Below are 24,960 nucleotides of genomic sequence, written 5' to 3' on the forward strand. Positions count from 1 at the left end.
GCTTTTCACCTCGTCGGCAGCGTCAGATGTTCATAAGATACAGCTTTTAATCCTCAATGATTTACACTCAATTCAACATGTCTTTTCATAATTTTGATTATTATAAAATGTCGTGATGGCTGAACATCAAAAGAGACGGCAAGAGCTCAATTGAAAGAATTGAGAGATGCGTATCGTGCGAACCAATCGGTTCCAGAATTTATCAAAAAAGAGAGCACGTTGTCGTCAGGCTATGATACTCGCTGGATGGATGCATATGTTAAGGCTCCAACACAAGTTACTCATCGTAGCAAAAGCTTTTTTACTCAAGTCGATCCAACCAATAAGGTCAATAATCTCGATGATATTATTGCGAATCCTATGGAACAGAAGCACAAAGAGGGTGGCGTTTCATTTTTGAGTTGGTTTGTCCATCCAAGGTCGTTTGAAGATGCAGAAACAAAGCAAAGAACAATCAATGACTATTCCTATGCTAGCTTTAGACAAGTTGCTGCAAAGCATCAACAACTTAAGCTGTCTGGGGAACATGTTAAACCAAGTTCAATACCAACAGTTGGTGCTGCTGAAATCAAGGATGCTCGGTTCGCAAAAAATTAAGCAGAGCGTTCACAAATTGAATCAGGTCACCTTATTGGGCTGAAATATTTGACGACTCCTCTTGACTTGACTAAGGAAGACTTACCTAAGCTAAAACAATTAAAAGCTGATAGCCAACGGTCCTTCGAAGAAAAATTTGGAGCTTTGTTCCTAAAAGTACAAATAACTACAGAGTGCTTCCTGAGCGCCAGTATGGCGCTTAAAACCCTTGTTTAATCGTCAGTCGTTTATCTGTAATCAGAATATTATTTTGATTTAAACCCGACAAACTTTGGATTTCACTATTAGGAAACAAAGCCAAAATTTGGTTTCGATGCGACGAAAGATAAACTCAATCAATACTTTCATATGCCATATGCCATATGCCAGAGTTACCACGACACTACACTACAAGCCAGCCGGAAGGACCAGTGATGATAATGAGTCGCATCTATAGCGGGTCGATATCGATTTTCACCCTCTTAAGGTGTAGCATTCGGTTTCATTCAAACCTTGGGTATAGGCGAGGTCCAATATCCGCCCGTCTGAAAGTCTAAATTCATCATAATTGCACATGATCATAGCTCCACCTCGATACATTAGGAGCGGCTAATACAGGTCAAGAGAGCGAGCCTGGCACTCGGTTAAAATGAGCCTAGTCCTAGACAGAAGCAATTCACCTAAAATCGTCAAAAACCGTTTAAAACCTTAGCTTTCACCCGATTCACCGACCGCCTCAACTTAACACTAAGCAACAAATTCACGCCATTGCATCCTCCACTAGGGTTGATGCAACGACTTGCCTGTAGCCCTACTGCTCATGGGCTAGAGTGCTCCCAACTTTTTGAGGCTATCTAGGCCGCATCGAAGCATTGCTGAGCCATAATGGGGCAAACCCTCTAGGGGCTTACAACAAACCAGTAACAACCAAGGCAAAGGAAACGTGCGGTATTTTCACTCGCCATCGTTGCACAACACGCCTATATCTGCCCGATCAATGCCGGCTTCACCCACAAACATCAGTAAATGCCTGAGCGACGCTGAATTCGCGGTTATATTACTTATACCCCAGCAGCCATGACCTATTTTTTTAATTCGCAACCTTAACACCAGTCTGAACCCTGCTGGCGTGATAATACGCGCAGCACAGTTGCAGCGCTGCCAATTATTGCGAATGCTACTCGTGCTATAAAGGTGCCTCATAACTCTGCACTTGATGCAGCTACACCATTTCATCCAAGGTTTGCAACAGATGCCGATGATGATCCACTGTTCTCAATCACCTTTTGCAGCCATCACTGTGTGCATAAAAAACCATGCTTAGCACTATATCAAGTTATTCACCAGATTCACTGAATACACCCGTCAGTAAAAAAATTTACATGCTGATGAAGTCTACATCCATTAACTATTGCCCTTATTGAATCATTAAGCCACTAATTTAAAACAAAAAAACTTATTTTCATGCTGAAAACAACTCTTTATCCGATTAAATGCTGCGATAATTTTTTAATCACTTTCGTTATTTCATCAAGATTAAGGGCGCCAAAGCCAAAGCGAATGTGCGTTGCTGTCTTTTGATCACCAGCAAAATAAGTGTTTAGTATTGAGTCGCTATTCTGCAAGCCAGAGAGGTCGCTACCTTCCACTAGTTGAGAGATATCAACCCAAATAGCTAAACCACCGGTAGGTAAGGCGAACGATACGTTATTGCCGAAGAACCGGATAAATTCTTGTGCGGCATGGTTTCTTCGGTCTTTATATTCTCGCCGGACTTTTCTGATATGACGCTTTATTTCCCCCGACTCCATTAAGTCAGCGATGACATGTTCCGTTATGGTATTCCCTTGCCTATCTATCAGGACTATTTCTTGTGCGGCTCTTTCAATAAACTGAGTTCCTGAAACTAGGTAACCTAGCCTAATCCCTGGGGCCAATACCTTCGACATAGAGCCAATATGAATGACATTTTCAGAATTCGGTAGGCTGGCTAATGGTGGTATTGGATGGGTTTCATAATGAAATTCATGGTCATAATCATCTTCAATAATGGAAAATTGATAAAATTTAGATAAATCTAATAAAGCTAACCGTCGGTGCATGGGTAAACAGACAGTGGTAGGGTATTGATGATGCGGTGTGACATAAACACCCGATACCTCATGAGAGGCTAGTATTTCTCGTAAGTAGGTGATATCGAGCCCTTGTTCATCTAATCGACATTTTATGACGGTAAACCCATTGGCTTCGAACGCGGCTTGCGCAGGTAAGTAGCATAACTCTTCAATGATAATGGCGCCTTTTTTCGGATCTATTATTCTAGACGCTAAATAAATCCCCATTTGACTGCCGCGAACTACACATATTTCTTGTACAGAGCAATGCATAAACCGGTCGCTAGCCAACATTTTTTGGATTGAGCTTCGCAGTTCAATGGCACCACGTGGATCGCCGTAACCAAGTTTAGCATGCCGACTTAAATTTACGCAGACGCGTCGGTAGGTTCGAGCTAATAAATCGTACGGAATGAGCCGCACATCAGGGGTACCGTCATTGGTTATTGCAATACAATCGGCCAAAGCCAGCGCATCTGAGTATAAATTTTTCACCAATTTAGACGATGGTTTTGTTTTTTGGACCAGGTTAATCAAAGAAGCATCTGCCGCAGACAAGTTTTGCTCTGGCAATATTTCAGATACAAAGGTCCCGCTTCTCAGTTTACTTTTCAACAAACCTTGTACTTCAAGTTCTTCATATACTTGCTGTACAGTTTTTCGGTTTATTCCTAATTGCTCAGCTAAGGAACGTGAACCGGGTAACAAACAACCTGGTGTTAATCGTCCATTTTGTATGTCTGTGGTGATACGGTTCAATAACTTCGCATGCAGTGTCTTACCAACACTGTCTGCAAGTAAAAACTGAATGTCCCAAGCTCTTAACATAGATAATCACGCACTTCTGGACCCCTAAAGTTTACATTTCTGGCTCTTATTTTCAATCCAGACTATCGCTATCGTATTGCCATTGTCAAAGCAAATAGCAGAAGAGAGCTCAGATGAAGACATCCAATACGACAAAAGAAACACTGATGCAAAATGCGCAGCAAGATATGCACATGCTGATTCAAGACAGCCTGTTATCCGAGCGTGAAAAACTAGCGTTAACCTGCCGAATCTTATTCGATAAAGGCCACGACGCTGGATTGGCTGGGCAAATTACCAGCCGGACAGCCGCCAAAAACACCTTTTTAACCCAAAGGTTTGGTTTAGGGTTTGATGAAGTGACTGCTGAAAACTTAATTGAAGTTGATCAAGACCTTAAACCTTTGGCGGGCGTTGGTATGGCCAACCCGGCTAACCGTTTTCATACTTGGATCTATCAAGAACATCCAGATGTAAACTGCATCATTCATACCCATCCCACCCATATTGCCGCGTTATCAATGCTAGCCGTGCCTTTGATCATCTCGCAAATGGATACCTGTGGTTTATACAACGATTGCTCTTTTGTGCCTGATTGGCTTGGGGTACCTGTGGGGAACGAAGAAGGCATACTCATTTCAAAAGCGCTAGGTAACAATCGGGCGGTATTTCTCGCCCATCACGGGCAGCTGGTGGTAGGCAAAAATATTGAAGAAGCCTGCAATCTAGCGATCTTGATTGAGCGCGCCGCAAAATTGCAATTATTAGCGATGGCGGCTGGCGAGATTAAACCGCTGCCACAGCACTTAGCCCAAGAAGCACATGACTGGGTTTCAACCGATAAACGAAATAAAGTCAATTTTGACTACTACGCAAGACAGGCTTTAAAACATCACACCAACTGTATTTAAGGAGCATAAAAATGAAGTTAGCAGGAATTATAGGTTATCCAATTACCCCTTTTCACCATGACAACCAAACGATTGACTTTACTAAGTTAGGGATCGTTATCGATACATTGCTTAATGCTCAGGTTGATGCCATTGCGGCTTTAGGCAGTGCTGGGGAAGCTGCCTATTTGAGCAAAGAGGAATGGGAAAATGTAGCCAGTTTTACGGTTAAACATGTCGCCGCTCGAGTGCCTGTGGTGATTGGTATTGCCGAACTCACAACTGAGCAAGCAGTGCAACGCGCCAAGCACGCTTATGCTATTGGCGCCGATGTCATTATGCTTTCACCATTTTCGTATTATAAATTAAGCGAAGACGAAGTTTTTTTACATTATCAAAGTGTGTCCGATGCAACCCCGCTACCAATCATGATCTATAACAATCCAGCGACCTGTGGTGTTGATATGTCACCCCAATTTATGCTGAAAATGATCGATAAGATCAAAAATGCAACCATGATTAAAGAAAGCACCGGTGATATACAGCGGATGCATAAAATTTATCAACTCTCAGCTGGCTCTGTGCCATTTTTTAACGGCTGTAATCACATGGCTCTGGAAGCTCTTAACGCTGGAGCTATAGGCTGGTGTACCGCCGCGCCCTGTTTAATTGGCGATAAACCCAAACAATTACTTGAGGCTGTGAGAAGTGGCAATAACGAAAAAGCCAAAGCACTGTTTTATCAACAGTATGATTTTTTAGAATTCATCGTTAAATCTGGCTTGGCTGCCGCAGTTAAATCGGGTTTTGCGCTGCAAGGGAGAGACGTTGGTGGCCCACGTAAGCCATTACTGCCTTTAGCTAACGCAACACAAGAGCAACTTAAAAAGATGTTATTAGAGTTAGACCACCTTTCTTAATCCAAAAGTTCGCTTGGATTTTGGATCTCTAAAATGGCGCTAAATAAATTTAGCGCCATGGCTTTTTTCGTAAATAATAAATGTAATAAATGGGGTCAGAACAAAATTAAAAATAAATGAAAATAGTTTGAGCTATTAGTAGATGTTACTGGTTCTGTCGCAAACAGAGTGCTTGCAGCTATAATTTGAGAGCGTAAGAGCCCTCAGATACGACTATGCCGCTAAAGAATAAAATTGGTCCCATGGCGTCATCATTTCTGCCGTGTCCATTTGTCCCAACTTAGTCATGGACCAAAGCTTAACACCCGCCAAGGTCGATTCGGTCCTTCTCATGAATTCCTGCCTAGACATTGATACATTTTTCTTTTCACTTTTAGTGACTTTGCCCGACAATAATATTTAAATATTCAACGGCAATCACGGCAACGCCAAATAGTTCACGGATTTATTCAACAGCGCCTACCGAATTGCTTACTGGTATATTGCGAGCCTCGGTCACTGTGAAATACCAACCCTCTGGCCGGTTTGCCCAGGTTGTAGGGGTTTCATTAATGCCTTAGATATCAAATCCGTGGTCATGCGTTTGTCGATGTACCATCCCACAATCCGGCGTGAATATAAATCCATCACCACAGCCAAATGCATCCAGCCTTCACCCCCTCTTTAAATAGGTCACGTCACCCGCCCAAACCTGATTAGCCGATACTGGATTAAAGTTCATGTTTAATAGGTTATCATCCACTGTATCTGAGTGTTTTCGCTGTGTCGTCACCTTGTAAGCGCGTCACTGGGCTACTTTTAGTCGAAGGCGGTGCATAATTTTACGAACGAGATAGCGACCAACCTGGGTAGCCTTTCTTGCGCAATGCCTTCACCATTTCACGATTCCCTAAGCTGCCTCGACTTTGCTTAAATAGCTGTCGAACAAGGCGATAAAGCTTCAGTGTTTCAAGGCTGATCACGTTTGCAGGGCGTTTATGCCAATCGTAATAGCCTGACTTACTGACACTCATTACTCGACATAACAGTGCTATGGGAAACAGGTGAGATTGCAGTTTGATGAAACGAAATCTTACTTCATTTCTCTCGCAAAGAAGGCGCTGTGTAGTGGCCTCGGCGTGCCCCTTGGGTATTTTTAGAATTTCTTTCTCCATACGCAATTCTTTGTTTTCTCTATAGACTTCGCAATCGCTTCAACTCATCACGCTCAGACTCTTCTAAGGTGATACCTTGTTGCAGGGCTTGGTGTTTTCCCTTCCAGTTGTAAAGCAGGCTCGTGCTAACTCCAAGAGACTTTGCCGCATCGGCAACGCTATAACCTTGTTCTAGCACCATCAAGACGGCTTTATCTTTAAATGCCTGCGGATAACTCCTATGTGATTTCTTCAGACTCATATAGACTTCTTAATTTATTGACCATACTGTCTCAAAATTAAGCGTCCGATGGGATTAGACCAGAACAGTACTTGATAACCAAGTGCTTGAAATTTTCTTCCCCAGTAATGCGCTGTTCCAAAGGCCGCCATAATAATAAGGCTACCTTCGGGGAGTTGTTTAATTTTATCGAGCAGCTTTTTTCTGTTAACATATTTGTTACTCATGATTGAGTTATCCATAAGACAAACACAAACTTAAAAAATATTTATGGCTAAATCGATACCAATAATTTTAATATCCATGATAAAACCTCCCGAACTATTTGTCAGCTTCAAGCTTAGCATAACACTGTAAGCTTAGGTGCTGAGGCGTCAATCACATCACGACAGTAACTAGACAGTAACTAGACAGTAACTAGACAGTAACTAGACAGTAACTAGACAGTAACTAGACAGTAACTAGACAGTAACTAGACAGTAACTAGACAGTAACTAGACAGTAACTAGACAGTAATAAAATACATAAAAAATTACATTTTCCTGGTTTTAACGCATAGGCAATAGTTGTGACTCAGTTATCTTTCCCAACACATTTAAGTAAAGCAAAGCATTTAATAAAATAGCTATCCCTTAAATGAAGTTTAAAGTTAAAGGAATAGCTCTAGTTGGCTTTTAATTATAAAGAATATTATCTATTTTGGTTGTTATAAATTGTACTATTTCCATTATTATCCTTAAATTGTACTTTAGCATAACCATAGCTTTGTTAAGTTAACTAGACGATGTTGTCGCCTCATTCGCTAACAAAATAGCTGCAAAGCCCCCCCTTTTTTAGAAATCTGTATGCACGTTTGGGTTGAAACAGCGATTTAGCTCCGCTATTTGTTCATTGTTCTTCGAAATGTTCAGAATGCTCTAGCCACAAACCATTAATAATGCCGAAGGCGCAAGCCAATAAGACTCCAAGAACCCAACAGAAATACCACATTAATTATCTCCTTTAATACAGCGATGAGCAATTGTTTCGAATATAGTTTTCATCTAAACGACCAAACATTTTGTAATAACACCAAATAGTGTAACTGAGGATAACGGGCAACATGATAATGGTAACAACCGTAATGATATTAAGTGTTTTATGGCTTGATGTGGCATCCCAAATGGTCAAGCTATGCGAAGGGACTAAACTTGAAGGCATGACCATCGGGAATAGGGCAACACCTGCCGTCAATATAATGCATGCTATCGCAGTACTAGAAAATAAGAATGCCTTACCAGAAGCGTATTTTTTGCTTGCCCAAATTGATGCTAATAAGCAAGTAATACCTGCACATGGGATGAGCCACAATAAAGGGTGTTCAAAATAGTTATGCAATAAATGGTGTGCTGCACTGATCACTTCCTTATTTAATGGATTTGAAGCTGCATTGGTCACTATTGGGCTAACAATTAGATAACCAGATGTTTTAGCAGCAAAAATACCACCAACTAGGAATAATAATAATGTGATAATACCACTAATGATAGCAACTTTATGCGCGCGTAGACGTAGGGCATCGGCAGTTTTAAGTTGCAAAAACACAGCACCTTGGGTGACAACCATCGCAAGACTTACTAAACCACAAATCAGTGGTAAAGGTGTCAGAAGACCCCAAAAACTCCCTTGGTAATCGAGCATAAGTAGATTATTAAGCTTAAACGGCACTCCAACTAATAAATTACCAAAACCAATCCCAAAGATTAGTGGAGGCACTATACCACTCAAGACAAGTGCACTATCACAAGCCTTACGCCATGATGGATTATCAATTTTTGCTCGATAATCCATGCCAATGGGACGCAGCCATAATGCAGTAAGTAGTAGTATCATCGCCAGATAAAAGCTTGAAAATGCCGTGGCGTAGACGAGTGGCCAAATAGCGAAAATTGCGCCTCCTGCCGTAATCAGCCACACTTGGTTACCATCCCAATGAGGAGCAATACTGTTGATCATAACTCGCCGCTCGACATCTTTACGCCCTAAAATAGGCAGTAATGCAGCCACGCCCATATCAAACCCATCGGTAATGGTAAAACCAATCAACAAAATGCCTATGATTGCCCAAGTGAGCAGTCGTGCGGTTTCGTAATCAAACATCATATTTTCCTTCGTGTTGCGCTTTGAGTAACGTTGAATGAAAATTTTGTACTTCAAAGTGATAACGTCCTGTATGAAGTGCACTTGGGCCACGTCGTGCAAACTTCACCATTAGGTACATTTCAGCCCCTAAGAATAGGGTGTAAAATAGATATACAGAACCAAGTGAGATCCAAAGATCGCTCAGTGATAAGTTAGAAACAGCCATATTAACGGGAAGAACTTCACCAATTGCCCACGGTTGACGACCAAATTCAGCCACAAACCAGCCTGCTTCACTGGCTATCCAAGGTAGTGGAATCGCAAGTAGAACGACGCGTAACAGCCAAGGTTGTGTGCCTATTCTTCGTCTACACACTTGAAGGAAGCAAAAACCGATCACTGCAAACATGGTAATGCCACACACCACCATAATTCTAAAACTCCAAAACAACGGAGCTACTTGTGGGATGGTGTCTTTCGCCGCTTGTTTAATCTGGCTTTCAGTCGCGTTAGTAACGTTATCGGTATATTTTTTCAGTAACAAGCCGTAACCTAAATCACGTTTGATGAAATTAAACTCGGCAATGTTTTGTGTCGAATCATTACCACTGCGTAACTCTTCCAGTAATCCATACGCTTTCATACCATTTCTAATACGCCGTTCGCTGCGCGCCATTAGCTCCTTCAACCCCACTACTGGCTCATCAAGTGACCGTGTCGCGATAATACCCATCAAATAAGGAATCTTAATCGCATAGTCGGTATGCATGGTTTCTTGATTCGGTACCCCAAATAGAGTGAAGGAAGCGGGCGCTTGTTCGGTATCCCATTCTGCTTCGATAGCCGCGAGTTTGACTTGCTGCACTTCCCCAAGTGTGTAGCCAGATTCATCACCCAACAACAAAGTCGCTGTGATGGAAGCCATACCAAAGGCACAAGCAACCGCAAATGAGCGGCGAGCAAATGGCAAATCACGATTCTTCAAGATGTAGTAAGCGCTGATGCCCATAATAAACAGCGCACCAGTGGTGTAACCGGCAGCAACTGTATGTACAAATTTAACCTGAGTTACTGGATTGAAGATAACTTCTGCAAAGTTTGTCATTTCCATACGCATGGTTTGATAGTTGAATTCAGCTCCAACTGGATTTTGCATCCAGCCATTTGCCATCAAAATCCATAACCCAGAGAAATTTGATCCCAGGGCAGTAAGCCAAGTGACACTCAAGTGTTGTCTTTTAGAAAGTCTATCCCAACCAAAGAAAAACATCCCAACTAGCGTTGACTCAAGAAAAAATGCAATCAACGCTTCTATAGCAAGTGGAGCCCCGAAAATATCACCTACATAATGGGAGTAGTACGCCCAATTGGTACCAAACTGGAACTCCATCGTGAGCCCTGTTGCGACACCAACGGCAAAATTAATGCCAAATAATTTCCCCCAAAATCTCGTCATGTCTTTATAAACGGTTTTACCGGTCATGACGTAGAGTGATTCCATGATCGCAAGTAAAAATGATAAACCAATAGTTAAAGGGACAAAAATAAAGTGGTAAAGGGCTGTACTAGCGAATTGGAACCGTGATAATTCCACTACATCTGTAAACATAAAGTCCCCTCTCGCCACCAAGGTGGCAAGTAAGATAATCAAGTATGAGTGTACTTAGTTAGGTGTTAAGCTTTTTGAGGTGTACGAGTGAAAGGTTTTTTTAACCAATAATCCACGCTAACGTAACGACCACCACCGTAGATGAAAAGCACCATAAGCATTACAAAGTAAGTGGCAGCAAATTCCATTCCGTTATTAAGCATCACAGGATCACCAAGTTCGGTAATGTAGTTATATCGACCAGGAAAATTCACTGCTAACCATTCAATAAATCCATTCAGTCGTAATGTAGCTTCCATACTGCTAGTGGCAATAGCATCCCAACCATGTTTCCAGTGAACCATTGCACTGGCGACACTCATGAGTAAAATCATCGGAATCGCCATGATACGTGTAAACAAGCCTAGCGCGATACAAAGACAGCCTATCACTTCTGTTGCGGCCGCTAAGAAAGCGAGTAACTCAGGAAATGGCAAGTTCAAACCGCCATCAGCGGTAGAAGCACCAAACCAGGCAACAGAACCAGCAAACCCTAAAACCTTAGATTGAGCGCCGACGAAAATTACAGGAACAAGAAAGAGCCGAATGGCAAGTAGTACTATAAAATCAAATCTCTTACATTTTTCGACTATAGCATCGTACCAATTAATAACTACGTTAATCATATTGTTTCTCCTGATATATAAAGACCTATGAGTCCATTTTGATGAAACTCTTGAACCCAGGTCAAAACGTGAAATGTAGACAGATGTTGAGTAATCTGTTGTTGAAGTTGAATAAATGTCAGTCTAGGGCTGTGTTGTATTATCTGAATAATTGCAATATCAACTTCTCTCAGCTTTTGTGAAACAACTTGATGAAATGCATTTCGAAATACTCCATAACATGCAGTTTGATGTTTATTCGTCATAAAAGTGACCGAATCGGAATTAATTAAAAAAGGAACTTTGACTAACTTTAATGTTGAATTAAGTAGTATGTAGAATGTATCTGGTCGAGCGTCTACCTCATCCCACAATACGTTGGGTATTACTAACTCAGATACATCAATTTCAGTACTAAAAATGATCCATTCATATTCAATTATCGATATCAGTTCTGCTGTTAAATGACAGCCCCGATTATCAAGGGCTCGCTGATGAATAAATTTGACAAATTCAGTCGCGATATGGTGAAACTCTGGCTCTGTCGCTCCATGCATGAGTAACCATTCATCAACTAGTGTATATACCGTTGACTCTGTTAGCTGCGAGCAAAACAGCGGAAAAGAGTGAGTGATAACTGAGTACAAATTACTACGGATGAACTCTTGATAACGGCACGGTAACACCCTTTGCAAGGAGGGAGTGCGAATTGACTTTGTTAACGTTTGCATCTGTAGGCTCATTTTCACAGGCGGTTTAAGCATGCGCAGCGATCTCCAAATGGGCAATTGGCTTAGGGTTAACGATATCTAGATGGATAGATCTTAACTCCTCAGACAATATCGACAGCGGAGGAACATTGTGGTCACGCTCTAACAGTAAAGGGCGATTACCGTGAAGAGTGTAGGTATAACGAGCCAGATCGATAACTTCCTTTTGCACCGGTTTACCATGAGTATCAAGCAGAAAATCTTCCCGTTCCTTTAAGTGGCCTGCAATATGGTAATAACAAATAGCCTCACTGGGTAATGTAGCTAGCATGTCAAACGGACAGTTTTGATGATTCCGACTATTGACATAAACGTTATTAATATCAATTAATAACTGACAGCCACTACGAGCGGCAATCTCTGCAATAAATTCTCCTTCAGGGATCTCATTACCGTAATCGTGATAGTAAGAAATATTTTCCAAGATAAGAGGACGTTGTAAAATATCTTGAACTTGTTGAATACGTTCAACTAAATATGCAATATTCTCTTGGTAACGGGGGATTGGCAACAGTTCATACAAATAACCCTTAACATCACGAGAGAAACTCAGGTGTTCACTATAAATATCAATATTAAACTCGTTGAGAAAGGCTGCAATTTTTTGTACAAACACTTTATTTATCGGCTGGCAATCACCAATTGATAAGCTAAGTCCATGAGCCACTAAGGGAAATCTTTTAGCTATTTCCTGTAGTTGTTCACGTTTGAGACCTCCGATATTCATCCAATTCTCAGGAGCCAATTCCAGAAAATCAATCTCAGGATAACTTTGACATTGGCATAAATGATCTACATGTTCACTACGGAGGCCAATGCCTTTTGCAGTGCTCGCTATTGTCCGCATACACCACCAGTAATCTTGCTGTTAACAAGAATAATGGACTCAGTTGATGGCGTTATACCTTCTGCGGTTAAGCCACACTTTCCATCTCGAGCACGCACCAAACGATCTTGAGGATCACTTTTCAAATCCTGTTTTTCGAAGCGTTTTTCGGTACCACATTTACCCGCAGCACATTTTCCGCCATTTTGAGAGGTAGCCTGTACACTAACTGGAACATCACATTTAGGGTTTGCCCATGTCATTCCAGAGTGAAGGACTATGGCTGATGTTATAGCAATAGAGAGAGTCATTTTACAATTCATTGGTTATCTCCTTAACGGAATTTACTGGATAGCTGGCGAGATCACGGCTGGCGATAACTTTACCGTGATATAATTCTTGTATTATCTTCATCGACTCTGATTGGTGCTTGAGACTCACCCCCATCCAATGGTTGAGAACAAGCAATTTAGGATTAACTTGCGCTGCAATTTGTCCAATAATTGATGGTTTCCCGTGCATAAAAGCTGATACTTCATCTGCACTTTCGTGGACAGCCATCGGCATCATCAATATGTCAGCACTTTTTGCAAAATCGATAAACGCTGGATTGCTGCCATTTTGGTCAGCCGAAATAACAATGACTCCCTTTTCACTTTCAATTCTATATGCAAGACAAGGTACATCACCGTGCGGAATACCTAGTGCATATATAGTTAAACCATCTTGCTGGTATACCTTAGTGCGCACAGTCGTTTGATAAGGCACATCTGTTATCGTGACAGGAAACAAACCATCGCTCCCATCATATAAGCCATTGAGATAGGCATATGCACCGTCTTTGCTATTAAATAGTGCGTCCATATAGCTAGAGAGACTAGGGAAAGCAGAGCCTGCTTCAGGGCCGGCAATATCGAGTGGATCGGTACGATTAAAAAAGTAACCACCTTTAAGCAATGCGGGAAGGTCTGCGACGTGATCAGTATGAAAATGTGTAATACCAAGAAAATCCAAATCTTCCAATTTTGCATTAGATTGTCCAAAACGAAGATAAGCGCCACCTCCAGCATCAATCATTATCTTAGATCTTCCTTTCCACCAGATAACTTCAGCAGAAGACGATCGTAGATCATCAGAGATTGGTCCTCCTGAGCCTAGAATTTGTAATGTAAACTCTTTATCAAGCGGCTCTAATGAAATTGCGTAACTGCTCGCTGCAGTACACGATAGGCCAAATGCAATAGCTAAAGCTTTGAGTGGTTGTTTCATGCTGACTACCTTTCAATTTTATTTGTCATGGTGTTTTATAAACCGAAAACGAAAATAAATTTGCAAAGAAAGTGCAAAGTTTTTGATTCAGGTCAATATACTGATAGACGATATGCCTTAGGACACTGGAGGGCAATCTTGATATTCTTATCTTATGATTCAATAAATTTGAACAAAAAGACAAGTATCGAGCATTAACTCAGCAAGGAGGGTGTGTTCTGGTCTAATCCCATCGGACACTTAATTTTGAAACAGTAGGGCCAATAAATTAAAAGGTCTATATGAGTCTGAAAAAATCACTGTAGTGATGTGATGGACGCCTCAGCACCTAAGCTTGCAGTATTATGCCAAGCTTGAAGCTGACAAATAGTTCAGGAGGTTTCCATCATGGATATTAAAGTTATTGGTATCGATTTAGCCAAAAATGTTTTTCAAGTTTGTGTTTGTCTTATGGATAACTCAATCATGAGTAACAAAAAGGTTAACAGAAACAAGCTGCTCGATAAAATTAGACAATTCCCCGAAGGTAGCCTTATTGCTATGGAGGCCTGTGGGACAGCGCATTACTGGGAAAGACAATTTCAAGCACTTGGTTATCAAGTGCAACTGAGCCCTCGCTATATGCGAAGCTGCTTTCAGACCTAATATCCACATGGTTCCAGTTAAAACGGTTGAGCAACAAGACATTAAAGCATTACGTTGTGTACGTAGTCGTCTAGTTCAGAATCGAACCGCGATGGTCAATCAAATTCAAAGCCTAGCGAGCGAGTCTGGTGTGATCTTCTCTGTCGGCAGATTGCAACTACAAGCGTCACTTAGTCGCGTTTTAGCAGACAATGAACATGAACTGTCTCATACGCTTCATCACTTGTTAAAATTTTTGTATGAAGATTTATGTGTTTTAAATGAGAGAATTAATCAAATTGAGCACGACATTAAAGCGCTATGTCAAATCCAACCTCGCTATAATGCCTTGCTGTCGATCCCTGGCTTTGGGCCATTAGTCACGGCAAGCTTTATGAGTGAATTAGGTTCGGGTCATCAATTTAAAAACGGTCGACAATTCTCTGCATGGTATGGCTTAGTGCCATCACAATTGAGTTCAGGTGGGAAAGTTCGACTAGGATCGATAACGAAAAATGGCAGCTCAGAGCTACGTGTTTACTCATTCATGGGGCGTTGTTGATTAAATCATTTCATAGAACGTAATCGTTCCAAGACTTCTGGCCGATTAAGCAACTTGCTGGCGAACGGGCATACCCAATCTAATGACTTTGTTCATCGCCTTCACACCAGCCAAGGCCTCTGCGACTTGCCCATTGTAGTCACGCAAACTTAGCATTGGACTATTCAACTGTTTATATCGGCCCATGGCGGTCTCTGCTAGAGAGCGCTGGTGATAGCCGTTATCGATTTTCCATTGTTTCAGCTGACCCGTTTTCAGTGCTTCTACGGCTTCATTGCGTGGATGCCCCTTTTCCCATAACCCCGCATTTGAGCGTGGTGGGATGGTAGCTTTGCAGCCTTTACGTCGCAGTAATTGATAACAACCCTTTGTATCATAAGCCCCATCTGCCGATACCTGCATTATCTTTCGCCGTAAAGGATTGAGCAAAGTCGGCAGTACTTCATTATCGCCTACTGACACAAGACTGACTTCAGCGGCAACGACTTCGTGAGTGCTTGCATCTATGGCTAAGTGCAACTTGCGCCATGTGCGGCGTTTTTCGCTGCCATGCTTGCGGGTTTTCCATTCCCCTTCACCAAACACTTTCAGGCCCGTGGCATCGACAACAACATGCGTTATCGGTCCGCGACTGGGGTTGCGGTACTTAACATTGACTGTCTTAGCGCGTTTACTGATAGAGGTGTAATCAGGTGATGTTAGTGGAACATTCATCAACGTAAATAATGAGTTGAGAAAGCCTTCTAGCGCACACAACGATAAACTAAAGATGCCTTTGACCATCAACGCGGTTTCAATCGCCACATCACTATAGCTAAACCCGCGTCCACGCCCGCCATGATGCTCATGACAGTACCACGTGTTTACTGCAGCTTCATCCACCCAAAAGGTGAGCGAGCCACGGCTCACTAACGCTTTGTTGTATTGCTTCCAATTAACGATTTTACGTATTGATTTGCCCATGTTGCCGTCCTGAAGGTGAGTCAGGAGATCTGATCATGGCAACACCAATTAGTTCACTGATTTGTTCAACAACGCCTAGTTTAGGCGGAAGATACGAGTTTTATGAAATAATGAGTTGATGGATGAAAACAGAGGATCTGATATGCAAGAAATTGATTTTAACGGTTCAAGTGCTACTCGGATTGGGATGAGAACTTCATTGAAAATCTTGGAAGAATGGGGCTGCAATCAGGATCAAGTTCAGGCTTTACTCACACCTCCCAAAAACTATAACGACCTTGATTTTAAACAAGTGAGTTTCAATCAAGAACAAATTGAAAGAATTAGCTATATACTGAATATTCACGCTGGTTTAAATGCACTATTCAGCAACCCTGAAAATATCTATGGGTTTATGAACTTGGTCAATCATAATCATCCCTTTAATGGCGCCAAGCCAATCGATGTCATGCTAAGCAAGTAAAGTGATAATTTTCAATTGGTTAATGAGTATATAACTCAGTTAATTGTACGTTAGGTTTCGTTATTTCTTCTTTGAGTTTTTTCACATTAAAATTGAGCTATTGTGACATTAGATATTTCTGATGCGATTAAAATGTTTGTACATTTTAATCGCGTTGACGCCTGAATAAAAATTTGGGGCTATGCCTTAATCTCCTTCTCCCCACCTCAAGAGTCTATTAATCAACCAATTTATATAAAATAACCCATACATAGGGAAAATCTGCGGAAATTCGGAAAAAACCATTAACGGTCTTACACATTCAAAGTTAGTCATCACGAAATTGGACAAATGCTTTTAGCCAGATGAACAGTTCAATGGTCGTAAAGATTGGCATTGTGGCAACTGTGGCCGTTGGCGGCATGGATGCCGCCGTCGAGCCCTCAGGGATGAGTTTATGGCGTGTCACAAGGGAAACAATGACAATTCATCCTGTACACCTGACGACAAACTTATCTAGTTTTGGGGCAATATCTTTTAGCCAGATGAACAGTTCAGTGGTCGTTAAGATTGCCACTGTTGCAACAGTGATTGTTGGCGGCATGGATGCTCATTCACATCTATGTGATCGCAACATTCGATTCTTGTAATCAAGAGTCATATACAGCAGATTTTGCTGTCGAGCCTATAGGGCTACTTCTTGTGAAATAAAAGGGCGGCGTGTCACTGGGAAGCTGTGGCAATGTATATAACGCAATATACGATTCAGCCGTCTGCTGATTTAGCTAGAAGATTGGCTTTGATGAGTTCAAACAGTCAGGGTTTTAAACTCATTACTCTTGCAAGTTAGAGACTAAATGTGTAGTGACAATAGTGTTTGCCCGTAAGAGCAAAATGAGATAATAAAGTTTGCCCGTAAGTGTACTAGCAAAATAACGTTTGATCGGTTTCAAACTCACTTCTTGAAAAAAATACGTTATATTTAATGCACTTAAGATGAGTAATGGCATTAGCATAGTTTACACTGACCACGCATATTCTTTGCTGATATCCACTAACGCAGGCTTGCCATAGGTTCACTCTCCGACACGCAGCAAATCCCTCCCTGAATGCTCGACCTCCCCGGTCGTATCGCTAATCACCAGACCCACCTGTTTAACATCGGTGTAGCCTGTTTGTTTTAAAGTAGATATGTGACCCTTTTTTGGACAGAAATCACTTAGAGTCATTACCTAATTTAGCGAAAGACAAATAACTTTATGTATTGAAAACTGTTTAACTCAGTGTCCAAAATTTAAGGTGAGGATCATAATCGAACAAGACGTTGATGTTGACGCAACATATGGTGTGTTCTCTGGGCGTTTAAGGGATAGCTATTTTGTTGTTGTGAAAACGCAGAAGGTTACATTGGCACATTTTACAAAACGCCATAGTGTAACCTCGTGCATTTTAGTACTTTCCAAGCAAGCGAACAACTTACAGGCACTGCAATCACTTGATCACTAACCAATATATCAGGAGCCTAAAAGCTGGCTTAGTGCTTTGACCTCCTGACTAAAGTGAATATTTTGAGGCGGGTAAACCGCATTGTCTCTCACACCACCCCTCACTATATCAAGCTGCACTCGCTCTCCAGTATTCCTTGGTGGAAGGATTCTCACACCACTTTCGTGAACCTTCATTTGGCCAGGGAAGCTCCCATACTTGAGAACTTGACTTGAACCTGGTTGAGCCACACCTCGCGTTTCTTCCATAAGAAGATGGTTGGTATTGCTTAGCTGAGCAAAGCTTCCATACGGAAGTCGGCCTTGTCCCAGTAAGTTTCCTGAAGCGTCATATCCTCTAACCTCAGAAAAGCGAACCGTATCTCGCAGCTGTGGGACGATATTGGCAACACCATTAGAAGACACTCGGGCTAATTGCTGAGCTGATAAACGCTGCGACAACGTGCTGCCCACTTCAGTACCAATTGCTCTGGTTGCATCTTGAGCAATAGATCGAGTGTGATTAAAGCTAAGACGATTGTCGGACAAGCCTCTTTCAACACCGCTTCTGTGGTTTACACTCTGTGCACTGGTAATCGCATTTTGCTGCAGAGCCTTTTTCTGCGCTTGCCTAAACTCATATTGTTGAACTATTTCGCGTGAACGCTGTGCTTGCGTCTCTTCAAGCTCACGAAGGCGAGTTTGCGTGGCTATCGCTTGGCGTTGCTCTTGTTCTGCAATTATTATTGAGGCTTGACGCTCAGTCTCTGCATACTGCGCTTTTCGCCTATATGAATATTCAAGCTCCTGTTGCCTGACACGTGCATCTAGAGCAGCTTTTTGCTCTTGCTCTTTAACATGGCTTTTCACGGCATTGCGCAAAGCTTCGGTTTGCGCATCCGCTGCTAATCCACTTATACCGTTTACCACCCGTTCTGCCTTAGATGAAGATAGCCCGTGACTTTTCAGTGCTTCAATTTGAACCTTTCTCGTATTTTCTTTACGTGCCTTTTCTTCACGCCAAACCGTCAACCTTTTATCTTCTTTTTGCATGATGTTTTCCACCATGTTTTTAGTAAGACCATAGGGTTTTGGAGAAGAGACTGGCTTTGTCGTCTTTGGAAGCTTTCTTGCTAAATCACCCTCAATTTTTTTATTCAAACCCGCGCCTTCGCCAAGCAAGCGACTCATTAATGATGGGCTGCCGATTGACTGTAAAAGCTGCTTTTTATCCTGAGTTGGTACCAAGAGTATTAGCGAGTTAGAGACTCGACTTGGATAGTGTCGATAGATTGTCGCTAGTGCACCGTGTTTGGCTTTTCCGTTGGTGCCAAGAAGGTTTAATTTAGGATGACCATTAGAACCCTGTTGTACTATATCCTTCATAAGAGCGGACATTGTACTTATATCTCTGTCGCCATAGTCGGAGTACATCCTATCCAATAGAGCCTCGAACCGAGAGTCATTCCCATCAGGATAGAGTCGGCCATTTAATAATGAAATAACTTCGCTTCTATAACCCTTATCCAAAGCTTGGCAGAGAAGACTCAGTCCACTATTTCTTATTTCTTTTACCGCAGGTGTTTCTTTACTATGGTTATACTCACTTTTATCAGGCAAAAACAATGCATGTTGTGCAGTGCTTATCATAGCGCGGTTTTCTTCAGGAGAGAGTAGACTCTCTGATGCAAGTTTTTCCTCAAAATACTGCAAGTTGTGCAGTGTATTGGGTATTAGTTCACCTTTAAGGGCCTCTTTGTCATGGAAGAGAACTTCACCATGTTTTTGCTCTTTATTAGTCGTCGAGCGCTCCCCCCCCTCGGCTTTCGAACTTCCCTCATTAGAAGCTTGAGAACCTCCTGCCGCCGAGGCAGTCTGATTGGACAGTGCCGTAGCGCCCCCTATATTTGCACCAGCATTACCCTCATCATCTTTATCATCTTTATCATCTTTATCATCTTTTTTATGATTTTCTTTAACCTCAACTTGTGGATTTTTAGCATCATCCATCTCTTCTTCATGAAAAGGATCAAATTTATCTAGAGGCAATAAATTTTCTACTGGGCCAATACGGTTTTTTATAGCGTGTTCGTTTGTGGGTTTGAAATGACCACTGTCATTACTCCATGAAAGTAAACTCCCTCCCCCCTTTAAAGGATTATCTGTTTTTGGGAAAAACATAGTCCCTGCTAGTAAAACCGGTTTTGTACAACGAGCCGCCTTCTCCTCAATAGACAGGCTAGAATCACGGAGTATATCTCCCGAGTTATTTAGGTAAGCAAGTGAAGAATGACCAAAATTAATAGGACCACAGGCTCTATCTCGTAGCTCTTTTCTTGAGTATATTTGATACTTTTCAAAGCATAAAACAGTTAATGGATCTTCCTCTAGAATAGCGAATACAACTTCCCCTGTTGGTATTTTAGGATCACTGCCGTCAATAGGGTTTATTAGATATGCATCATTATGTACCTTAGATAAAGTACATATAACATCATCTGGTATTGATAACTGTGGAAACATTGTGTTTCTTGCACAGGACACCATATTTTGTGATGCTGAATGTTTCTTCTTTAAAACTTCATCAATAGACAGTTGGGGTGATTTTGCTACATTTCTTATGCGACTACAGGAGAGCCTCGGAGTTGTGCTATCAGCATGTTGAGTAGTTTTTGGACCTGTAACTCCAAGAGGATTGGCCTTAATCATTTTTACCACCATATAAATGAATTTATTAACAATAGGGTGTTAACCCTAGCATAGGGTATCAGCCAATTAGCGGTGTAAATTTCTGAATTTATATGTTAAAAAAACCTTTTTTCAAGTAACACATTGTCTCACAAAGAAATGAATTTCTTTTTCCTGCTCTTACGAACAGTGGTGATGACCCTCCGTTACCTGAAGCTCAACACTTGTTATAAACTAAGCGGCTATAAAAAATGTTCTAAAACATCAATCACGCCTGTTCTAAGTCGGCCTAGCATGGCGATGGGTTTGCTGTTTTCGGCAGTGATGGCGATAATTTGGCTAGACATTAGTTTTTATAGGGTAAGTGCCTATTAGAAAACTATTCTTGGGTCTTTGAGTTAAATCACTTTGGGGCAAAAGCGAGTTAATTCAACTGTTACTTTCTGTGATAAATCGTAATGACCAAACACCTAAAGACTTTGACAGTTAAATGCATACTGTTAACTTAGATTGGCGAATAAATTTTGCACAATTTTAAATTACAAGGAGTTAACTATGCAAATCAAACCAGGGCCTAAAAGAACAAACGAGGATGGTACGCCGGATAAAAGGCAAAGAGTTACCGAGGGAAAAAAGAAAGAACACTCCGACCTAAAACCACACAAGCACAAAAAAGGTGACTAATATAAACCTAGAGTGCTAACTCGGAAGTTCGCGGACACTGCAAAGGGTAAACTGAGCAGAATCAAAAAACCTCGCTAGAAATGCAATTTGAGATCAATTAGCCCTTCCCTTATGGCAAGAGTACTCTGATATCACACCCTAATACTTCGGCCAACTGATAAGCCTTTTCGAGCGTGATGTTTACCTCGCCACGCTCTATTCGTCCCACATAACTGCGGTCAATCTCGGCCAATAGCGCCATTTTATCTTGAGAAATACCAAGCCGTTTACGCTCTGCACGCAGTTTCGCCCCAAATTGGATCGCTAAGTCTTTCATTTTTCATCTCGTTAAAGAGAAAGACTATCCAAAGTTGCCAGCCTACAAAGCCACGGATTATAATCCGCAATACATTTACAATGCTCTAATAACGCTTAGAGCGATCACTAAACAGCCTGCTGCGAGAACGTCATGCCTAAAGCTTCAATCAAAATATGCACGACATTGCATAACATTCTCCAGGACGAGAGCTTCAACCATTTTCAAATAATGGGCCTGAGAGACGCCTATCTCGCTGCTTCAACTAGCGCTCCTAGTCTTAGTGATACGTACAATTTCATTTATCGTCAGGTCCACAGGCTCGTGCAGAAGGGTATCTTAGATAAAAATGTGGATGAACAGACGAAGGAAACAACTTACCAAAAGACTGCAAAATTCTTTCAAACAAATTTTATTCTGCAAAAATCAGAGGCATCTACATCCACTACAGAATCGCCAACAAGAAACACGCAAAAAAGTAATGCAATTCATCAATTAGAAGAGCGGCTCAAGCAATCCGAAATTGATTTATTTACGAGCATCGGCGAGTCCGAAGAGTATATGCGCTTATATCAATCCTTTCCCGATATGAAGGCACACCTCGAATCCCAGTACTTGCAGGCTCGCGAAACAAGCTCAAAACTACTTGGCCAAATCAAAGCAATTAAATCTGCTATCACCCATCAGCAAAAGTAACCGAATGCAACTTAGACAATGGCAATCAGAGTGTGTCAAACGCGCTCTAGAACACTTTCACGGTACACATAGACACTTTCTTTACTTAGCAACTCCAGGGGCTGGAAAATCAATTATGGCAGCCGAAGTTGCTGCGAAACTATTTGAGGATGACTTAATCGACTTTGTACTGTGTTTTTCCCCGTCAGTGAATATATCTCAAGGGATGAAACAGACCTTTTCAAGTCGTCTAAGCTGCCGGTTTGATGGCGTGATAGGTTCAGTTGGTTGCTCTTATACTTACCAAGGGATGTTGGCCTTTAAAGAAGACTTTTGGCAACTGCTAAAAAGAAATCGCGTACTCGTGATCTTTGATGAAATTCATCATTGCGCAGGGAGATCTCTAGAAGATGCGAACGCATGGGGGGAAGAGATTCTACTCAACATACAAGCTCAAGCACAGTATACCCTTGCGTTAACTGGTACGCCTTGGCGTTCAGACCAAGCGCCAATTGTCTTATCTCGATATACCGACCCTGACAATCAAATTCAATGTGACTATGTGTATGGTCTGAAGGAAGCCGTTACCGACGGTGTGTGTCGTAGCCCCCAGATTGTACTGATTGATAATGACAACATTTCAGTTACTGACGAAGAAAACGAAACGAAGACATACAGTTGCTTAGATGACTTATTTAAATGCTCATCGATCTCATACCAGTCGGTCATCAAAAATCATGAAGCAATTCGACATACTTTAGCGCTAGCAACGGACAAACTTGGGGTGATAAAACAGTCCAATCCTAATGCTGCCGGACTCATCGTCGCTTCATTAATATCGCACGCCGCATATATCTTTAATATGCTAAAAACAGAGTTTAGTGAAACAGCTCAGATAGTTACCTACAAAAAAGATGACCCCTCACTTAAGATAAATGAATTTATAAATAGTACGACTAACTGGATCGTGAGTGTAGGAATGATAAGTGAGGGAACTGATATCCCTCGTCTGCAGGTCTGCTGCCACCTTAGTAGAGTTAAAACCGAGCTTTACTTTAGGCAGGTTTTAGGTCGTATTTTACGTACAAATAATTCGGCTAACCAGCAAGCTTGGCTATACACCTTTGCAGAGCCAAAACTTGTCGAATATGCTAATCGTATAGCAGAAGAAATACCTGACATACCTGTGCTATTTAACGAGCCAATAGAAATTAAGCTCAAGCAGGATCAGCTCGAAAACTATGATGTGACAGTGAAAACGATGCCACCTACTAACAGCAATATTCTGAATATTGGCAGGCAATACCTCGATAAACAGACACAACGGTATTCTGTAGAGCTTTTATCAAGGGAATTTTTAGGTACTCCAGCATCACTATCATTCGAGCTCTTAGGTGGCTTTAGAGAAAAAGTTGTCTCAACTTTTGACTCACCGTTTTAAGCCAAACTTTTGAATTATGGTGGGCAACCACTTTTCTCGAACACTTTGGGACAAATTCAGTGTGCCACTACAAAATGAGCATGTTGTTATCCCTAACAAACTCAAACGACAATTCGCGGCTGTAGAACCGAACACCGTTTAGTGGGGCGATGTCCTTTTCACCGGATACTGAGTTCACAGTGAAAGCATTGGAAATTGCATTTGAATCACGAGATAAACCCTGAACCAAAAGCTGTGGGAATATCAAATAACCCAGAGCATGAGCCGTTGGGGAACTGCAGGAATAATGTCCCAAAGGAACGTTTCTTAAGGAGGTTAAAAACGCAATGGATCCCGACACAAGGATAAAAGAGTTTTACTGATGCAAAACAAGATGTGACTGATTTCATTATTGGTTATTACAACGAAGTCAGGGCACATCATTACAATGCAGGATTCAGCCTAAATGAATCAGAGCGAAGATTAAGGTTATATCCTAAAGCTGTAGCCAAATTAAGTTACCCACTACTACTAACACAATTATTGGCTTAATATAAACTCGGCTAAAGCCTTTGCTTCAGTTTCACTCAAAGCTGTCATCGGCGGCATAGGTATTGCACCCCACCTTCCACTCCCACCGTTCTTAATATTCTCAGCAACAATTTTTTTAGCATCTAGCACAGATTTATACTTTGCTGCGACCTCATTATAACCAGGCCCCACCACTCTATGGTCCAGACCGTGACAAGAAAGACAAGAGTTGTCCTTTAATAACGTTTGCACATTTACTGGACCACTGCTATTTACCTCCACCACTTTTTTAGATGCTTCAATGATATTCTCATCTGTCATTTTCGCTGAACCATAAGCAACTGATAAGTACGCGCCTAAACTATTAATTTGTTGTTCATTTATTGGAGCACCATAGTTCTTATGCATCTTATGCATTTCAGTCGTCCATTGTGCTTGAGTCATACCAGGAGGTTGATAACTAATATAGTTTGACGAGTGACAAATATTGCACTTCTGTTCAGCAATGATGTAACCAGGTAATGTCGAAAACTTTAAAGTCGAGGTATCTGCTGGTAACTTAATCATTACTGGCTCTGCAATTGAAGCACTATTGATCACTACAGAAACAAAACCTAATATAATTAATACATTATTACTCATTATATTCTCCTTAAGCGATACGCACATGCG

Annotated in this window: 21 protein-coding genes and 4 pseudogenes; 10 read left to right on the top strand and 15 right to left on the bottom strand. The window is 41.5% G+C overall.

Going from position 1 to position 24,960, the window contains the following annotated elements:
* Positions 1 to 150 precede the first annotated feature (150 nt).
* A complete protein-coding gene (locus KFE26_RS20885; protein WP_212601608.1) occupies positions 151 to 597 on the top strand; it encodes a hypothetical protein in 447 nt (148 codons plus the stop codon).
* A 1,460-nt stretch (positions 598 to 2,057) separates the two neighbouring features.
* Here KFE26_RS20885 and KFE26_RS20890 read toward each other — a convergent pair.
* Positions 2,058 to 3,518 (bottom strand): PLP-dependent aminotransferase family protein, encoded by a 1,461-nt coding sequence (locus tag KFE26_RS20890; RefSeq protein WP_212601609.1) that lies wholly within the window; start codon positions 3,516 to 3,518, stop codon positions 2,058 to 2,060.
* Positions 3,519 to 3,631: 113 nt separating this feature from the next.
* Between KFE26_RS20890 and KFE26_RS20895 the strand changes: the two genes are divergently transcribed.
* Together KFE26_RS20895 and KFE26_RS20900 are read left to right on the top strand one after the other, a co-directional pair.
* Positions 3,632 to 4,408, top strand: a complete 777-nt coding sequence (locus KFE26_RS20895) for an aldolase (RefSeq protein ID WP_212601610.1) — start codon at positions 3,632 to 3,634, stop codon at positions 4,406 to 4,408.
* 11 nt (positions 4,409 to 4,419) lie between these two features.
* Entirely contained in the window at positions 4,420 to 5,307 is an 888-nt protein-coding gene (locus KFE26_RS20900; RefSeq protein WP_212601611.1) for a dihydrodipicolinate synthase family protein, read from the top strand.
* Between the two features lie 458 nt (positions 5,308 to 5,765).
* Here KFE26_RS20900 and KFE26_RS20905 read toward each other — a convergent pair.
* The 10 genes and pseudogenes from KFE26_RS20905 to KFE26_RS20950 all read right to left on the bottom strand — a co-directional run.
* Positions 5,766 to 6,702: pseudogene (locus KFE26_RS20905) on the bottom strand (IS3 family transposase); the annotation flags it as partial.
* Between the two features lie 68 nt (positions 6,703 to 6,770).
* Positions 6,771 to 6,986: pseudogene (locus KFE26_RS20910) on the bottom strand (IS110 family transposase); the annotation flags it as partial.
* A gap of 583 nt (positions 6,987 to 7,569) precedes the next feature.
* On the bottom strand, positions 7,570 to 7,671 hold the full coding sequence (gene cydX / locus KFE26_RS20915; RefSeq protein ID WP_105252350.1) for a cytochrome bd-I oxidase subunit CydX: 102 nt from the start codon (positions 7,669 to 7,671) through the stop codon (positions 7,570 to 7,572).
* Positions 7,672 to 7,683: 12 nt separating this feature from the next.
* Positions 7,684 to 8,820, bottom strand: a complete 1,137-nt coding sequence (gene cydB / locus KFE26_RS20920) for a cytochrome d ubiquinol oxidase subunit II (protein ID WP_212601612.1) — start codon at positions 8,818 to 8,820, stop codon at positions 7,684 to 7,686.
* On the bottom strand, positions 8,813 to 10,411 hold the full coding sequence (locus KFE26_RS20925) for a cytochrome ubiquinol oxidase subunit I (RefSeq protein WP_212601613.1): 1,599 nt from the start codon (positions 10,409 to 10,411) through the stop codon (positions 8,813 to 8,815). The genes cydB and KFE26_RS20925 overlap by 8 nt, the downstream gene beginning before the upstream one ends.
* 65 nt (positions 10,412 to 10,476) lie before the next feature.
* Positions 10,477 to 11,076: a DoxX family protein gene (locus KFE26_RS20930; RefSeq protein WP_212601614.1), complete on the bottom strand. Its 600-nt coding sequence runs from the start codon at positions 11,074 to 11,076 to the stop codon at positions 10,477 to 10,479.
* A complete protein-coding gene (locus KFE26_RS20935; protein WP_212601615.1) occupies positions 11,073 to 11,786 on the bottom strand; it encodes a putative DNA-binding domain-containing protein in 714 nt (237 codons plus the stop codon). Before KFE26_RS20935 ends, KFE26_RS20930 begins: the two co-directional genes overlap by 4 nt.
* Positions 11,787 to 11,811: 25 nt before the next feature.
* The gene (locus tag KFE26_RS20940) at positions 11,812 to 12,672 is read right to left on the bottom strand and encodes a DUF692 domain-containing protein (protein ID WP_212601616.1); all 861 of its coding nucleotides are present in this window, start codon (positions 12,670 to 12,672) and stop codon (positions 11,812 to 11,814) included.
* The gene (locus tag KFE26_RS20945) at positions 12,660 to 12,974 is read right to left on the bottom strand and encodes a hypothetical protein (RefSeq protein ID WP_212601617.1); all 315 of its coding nucleotides are present in this window, start codon (positions 12,972 to 12,974) and stop codon (positions 12,660 to 12,662) included. Before KFE26_RS20945 ends, KFE26_RS20940 begins: the two co-directional genes overlap by 13 nt.
* Entirely contained in the window at positions 12,964 to 13,920 is a 957-nt protein-coding gene (locus KFE26_RS20950; protein ID WP_212601618.1) for an MBL fold metallo-hydrolase, read from the bottom strand. Before KFE26_RS20950 ends, KFE26_RS20945 begins: the two co-directional genes overlap by 11 nt.
* 387 nt (positions 13,921 to 14,307) lie before the next feature.
* Between KFE26_RS20950 and KFE26_RS20955 the strand changes: the two are divergent.
* Positions 14,308 to 15,117: pseudogene (locus tag KFE26_RS20955) on the top strand (IS110 family transposase); the annotation flags it as partial.
* Between the two features lie 34 nt (positions 15,118 to 15,151).
* On the opposite strand, the gene KFE26_RS20960 reads toward KFE26_RS20955, so the two are convergent.
* On the bottom strand, positions 15,152 to 16,069 hold the full coding sequence (locus KFE26_RS20960) for an IS5 family transposase (protein ID WP_212601619.1): 918 nt from the start codon (positions 16,067 to 16,069) through the stop codon (positions 15,152 to 15,154).
* Between the two features lie 142 nt (positions 16,070 to 16,211).
* Between KFE26_RS20960 and KFE26_RS20965 the strand changes: the two genes are divergently transcribed.
* Both KFE26_RS20965 and KFE26_RS20970 read left to right on the top strand, forming a co-directional pair.
* Positions 16,212 to 16,532, top strand: coding sequence for a hypothetical protein (locus tag KFE26_RS20965; protein ID WP_212601620.1), 321 nt, complete (start codon positions 16,212 to 16,214; stop codon positions 16,530 to 16,532).
* 356 nt (positions 16,533 to 16,888) lie between these two features.
* Positions 16,889 to 17,161: a hypothetical protein gene (locus KFE26_RS20970; RefSeq protein ID WP_131526158.1), complete on the top strand. Its 273-nt coding sequence runs from the start codon at positions 16,889 to 16,891 to the stop codon at positions 17,159 to 17,161.
* Positions 17,162 to 18,025: 864 nt separating this feature from the next.
* On the opposite strand, the gene KFE26_RS20975 is transcribed toward KFE26_RS20970, so the two are convergent.
* Positions 18,026 to 20,704: a hypothetical protein gene (locus KFE26_RS20975; protein WP_212601622.1), complete on the bottom strand. Its 2,679-nt coding sequence runs from the start codon at positions 20,702 to 20,704 to the stop codon at positions 18,026 to 18,028.
* A 534-nt stretch (positions 20,705 to 21,238) separates the two neighbouring features.
* On the opposite strand from KFE26_RS20975, the gene KFE26_RS24240 reads away from it, so the two are divergent.
* Positions 21,239 to 21,367 carry a hypothetical protein gene (locus KFE26_RS24240; RefSeq protein ID WP_006084685.1) on the top strand — a complete coding sequence of 43 codons (129 nt, stop codon included), beginning with the start codon at positions 21,239 to 21,241 and terminating at the stop codon, positions 21,365 to 21,367.
* 109 nt (positions 21,368 to 21,476) lie between these two features.
* Here the strand turns inward: KFE26_RS24240 and KFE26_RS20980 are convergent, their stop codons facing one another.
* On the bottom strand, positions 21,477 to 21,683 hold the full coding sequence (locus tag KFE26_RS20980) for a helix-turn-helix domain-containing protein (RefSeq protein WP_131525628.1): 207 nt from the start codon (positions 21,681 to 21,683) through the stop codon (positions 21,477 to 21,479).
* A 132-nt stretch (positions 21,684 to 21,815) separates the two neighbouring features.
* On the opposite strand from KFE26_RS20980, the gene KFE26_RS20985 reads away from it, so the two are divergent.
* From KFE26_RS20985 to KFE26_RS20995, 3 genes and pseudogenes are all read left to right on the top strand, one after another.
* Entirely contained in the window at positions 21,816 to 22,358 is a 543-nt protein-coding gene (locus KFE26_RS20985; protein ID WP_131525627.1) for a response regulator, read from the top strand.
* A 4-nt stretch (positions 22,359 to 22,362) separates the two neighbouring features.
* Positions 22,363 to 23,778 carry a DEAD/DEAH box helicase gene (locus tag KFE26_RS20990; RefSeq protein WP_212601623.1) on the top strand — a complete coding sequence of 472 codons (1,416 nt, stop codon included), beginning with the start codon at positions 22,363 to 22,365 and terminating at the stop codon, positions 23,776 to 23,778.
* A gap of 70 nt (positions 23,779 to 23,848) precedes the next feature.
* A pseudogene (locus tag KFE26_RS20995) lies at positions 23,849 to 24,309 on the top strand (integrase core domain-containing protein); the annotation flags it as partial.
* On the opposite strand, the gene KFE26_RS21000 reads toward KFE26_RS20995, so the two are convergent.
* Positions 24,298 to 24,930 (bottom strand): c-type cytochrome, encoded by a 633-nt coding sequence (locus KFE26_RS21000; protein ID WP_212601624.1) that lies wholly within the window; start codon positions 24,928 to 24,930, stop codon positions 24,298 to 24,300. The pseudogene KFE26_RS20995 and the gene KFE26_RS21000 sit on opposite strands and share 12 nt — an antisense overlap.
* Positions 24,931 to 24,960: the final 30 nt, after the last annotated feature.

It is taken from the genome of Shewanella sp. M16 (assembly GCF_018224605.1).
Lineage (GTDB): Bacteria > Pseudomonadota > Gammaproteobacteria > Enterobacterales > Shewanellaceae > Shewanella > Shewanella oncorhynchi.

Coding starts and splice junctions, on each gene's coding strand:
- KFE26_RS20935 (WP_212601615.1), bottom strand. CDS start 11,786: ATGCAAACGTTAACAAAGTCAATTCGCACTCCCTCCTTGCAAAGGGTG.
- cydX (WP_105252350.1), bottom strand. CDS start 7,671: ATGTGGTATTTCTGTTGGGTTCTTGGAGTCTTATTGGCTTGCGCCTTC.
- KFE26_RS20960 (WP_212601619.1), bottom strand. CDS start 16,069: ATGGGCAAATCAATACGTAAAATCGTTAATTGGAAGCAATACAACAAA.
- KFE26_RS20980 (WP_131525628.1), bottom strand. CDS start 21,683: ATGAAAGACTTAGCGATCCAATTTGGGGCGAAACTGCGTGCAGAGCGT.
- KFE26_RS20990 (WP_212601623.1), top strand. CDS start 22,363: ATGCAACTTAGACAATGGCAATCAGAGTGTGTCAAACGCGCTCTAGAA.
- KFE26_RS21000 (WP_212601624.1), bottom strand. CDS start 24,930: ATGAGTAATAATGTATTAATTATATTAGGTTTTGTTTCTGTAGTGATC.
- KFE26_RS20940 (WP_212601616.1), bottom strand. CDS start 12,672: ATGCGGACAATAGCGAGCACTGCAAAAGGCATTGGCCTCCGTAGTGAA.
- cydB (WP_212601612.1), bottom strand. CDS start 8,820: ATGTTTGATTACGAAACCGCACGACTGCTCACTTGGGCAATCATAGGC.
- KFE26_RS20930 (WP_212601614.1), bottom strand. CDS start 11,076: ATGATTAACGTAGTTATTAATTGGTACGATGCTATAGTCGAAAAATGT.
- KFE26_RS20975 (WP_212601622.1), bottom strand. CDS start 20,704: ATGATTAAGGCCAATCCTCTTGGAGTTACAGGTCCAAAAACTACTCAA.
- KFE26_RS20965 (WP_212601620.1), top strand. CDS start 16,212: ATGCAAGAAATTGATTTTAACGGTTCAAGTGCTACTCGGATTGGGATG.
- KFE26_RS20970 (WP_131526158.1), top strand. CDS start 16,889: ATGGTCGTAAAGATTGGCATTGTGGCAACTGTGGCCGTTGGCGGCATG.
- KFE26_RS20950 (WP_212601618.1), bottom strand. CDS start 13,920: ATGAAACAACCACTCAAAGCTTTAGCTATTGCATTTGGCCTATCGTGT.
- KFE26_RS20900 (WP_212601611.1), top strand. CDS start 4,420: ATGAAGTTAGCAGGAATTATAGGTTATCCAATTACCCCTTTTCACCAT.
- KFE26_RS20985 (WP_131525627.1), top strand. CDS start 21,816: ATGCCTAAAGCTTCAATCAAAATATGCACGACATTGCATAACATTCTC.
- KFE26_RS20945 (WP_212601617.1), bottom strand. CDS start 12,974: ATGAATTGTAAAATGACTCTCTCTATTGCTATAACATCAGCCATAGTC.
- KFE26_RS20890 (WP_212601609.1), bottom strand. CDS start 3,518: ATGTTAAGAGCTTGGGACATTCAGTTTTTACTTGCAGACAGTGTTGGT.
- KFE26_RS24240 (WP_006084685.1), top strand. CDS start 21,239: ATGCAAATCAAACCAGGGCCTAAAAGAACAAACGAGGATGGTACGCCG.
- KFE26_RS20925 (WP_212601613.1), bottom strand. CDS start 10,411: ATGTTTACAGATGTAGTGGAATTATCACGGTTCCAATTCGCTAGTACA.
- KFE26_RS20895 (WP_212601610.1), top strand. CDS start 3,632: ATGAAGACATCCAATACGACAAAAGAAACACTGATGCAAAATGCGCAG.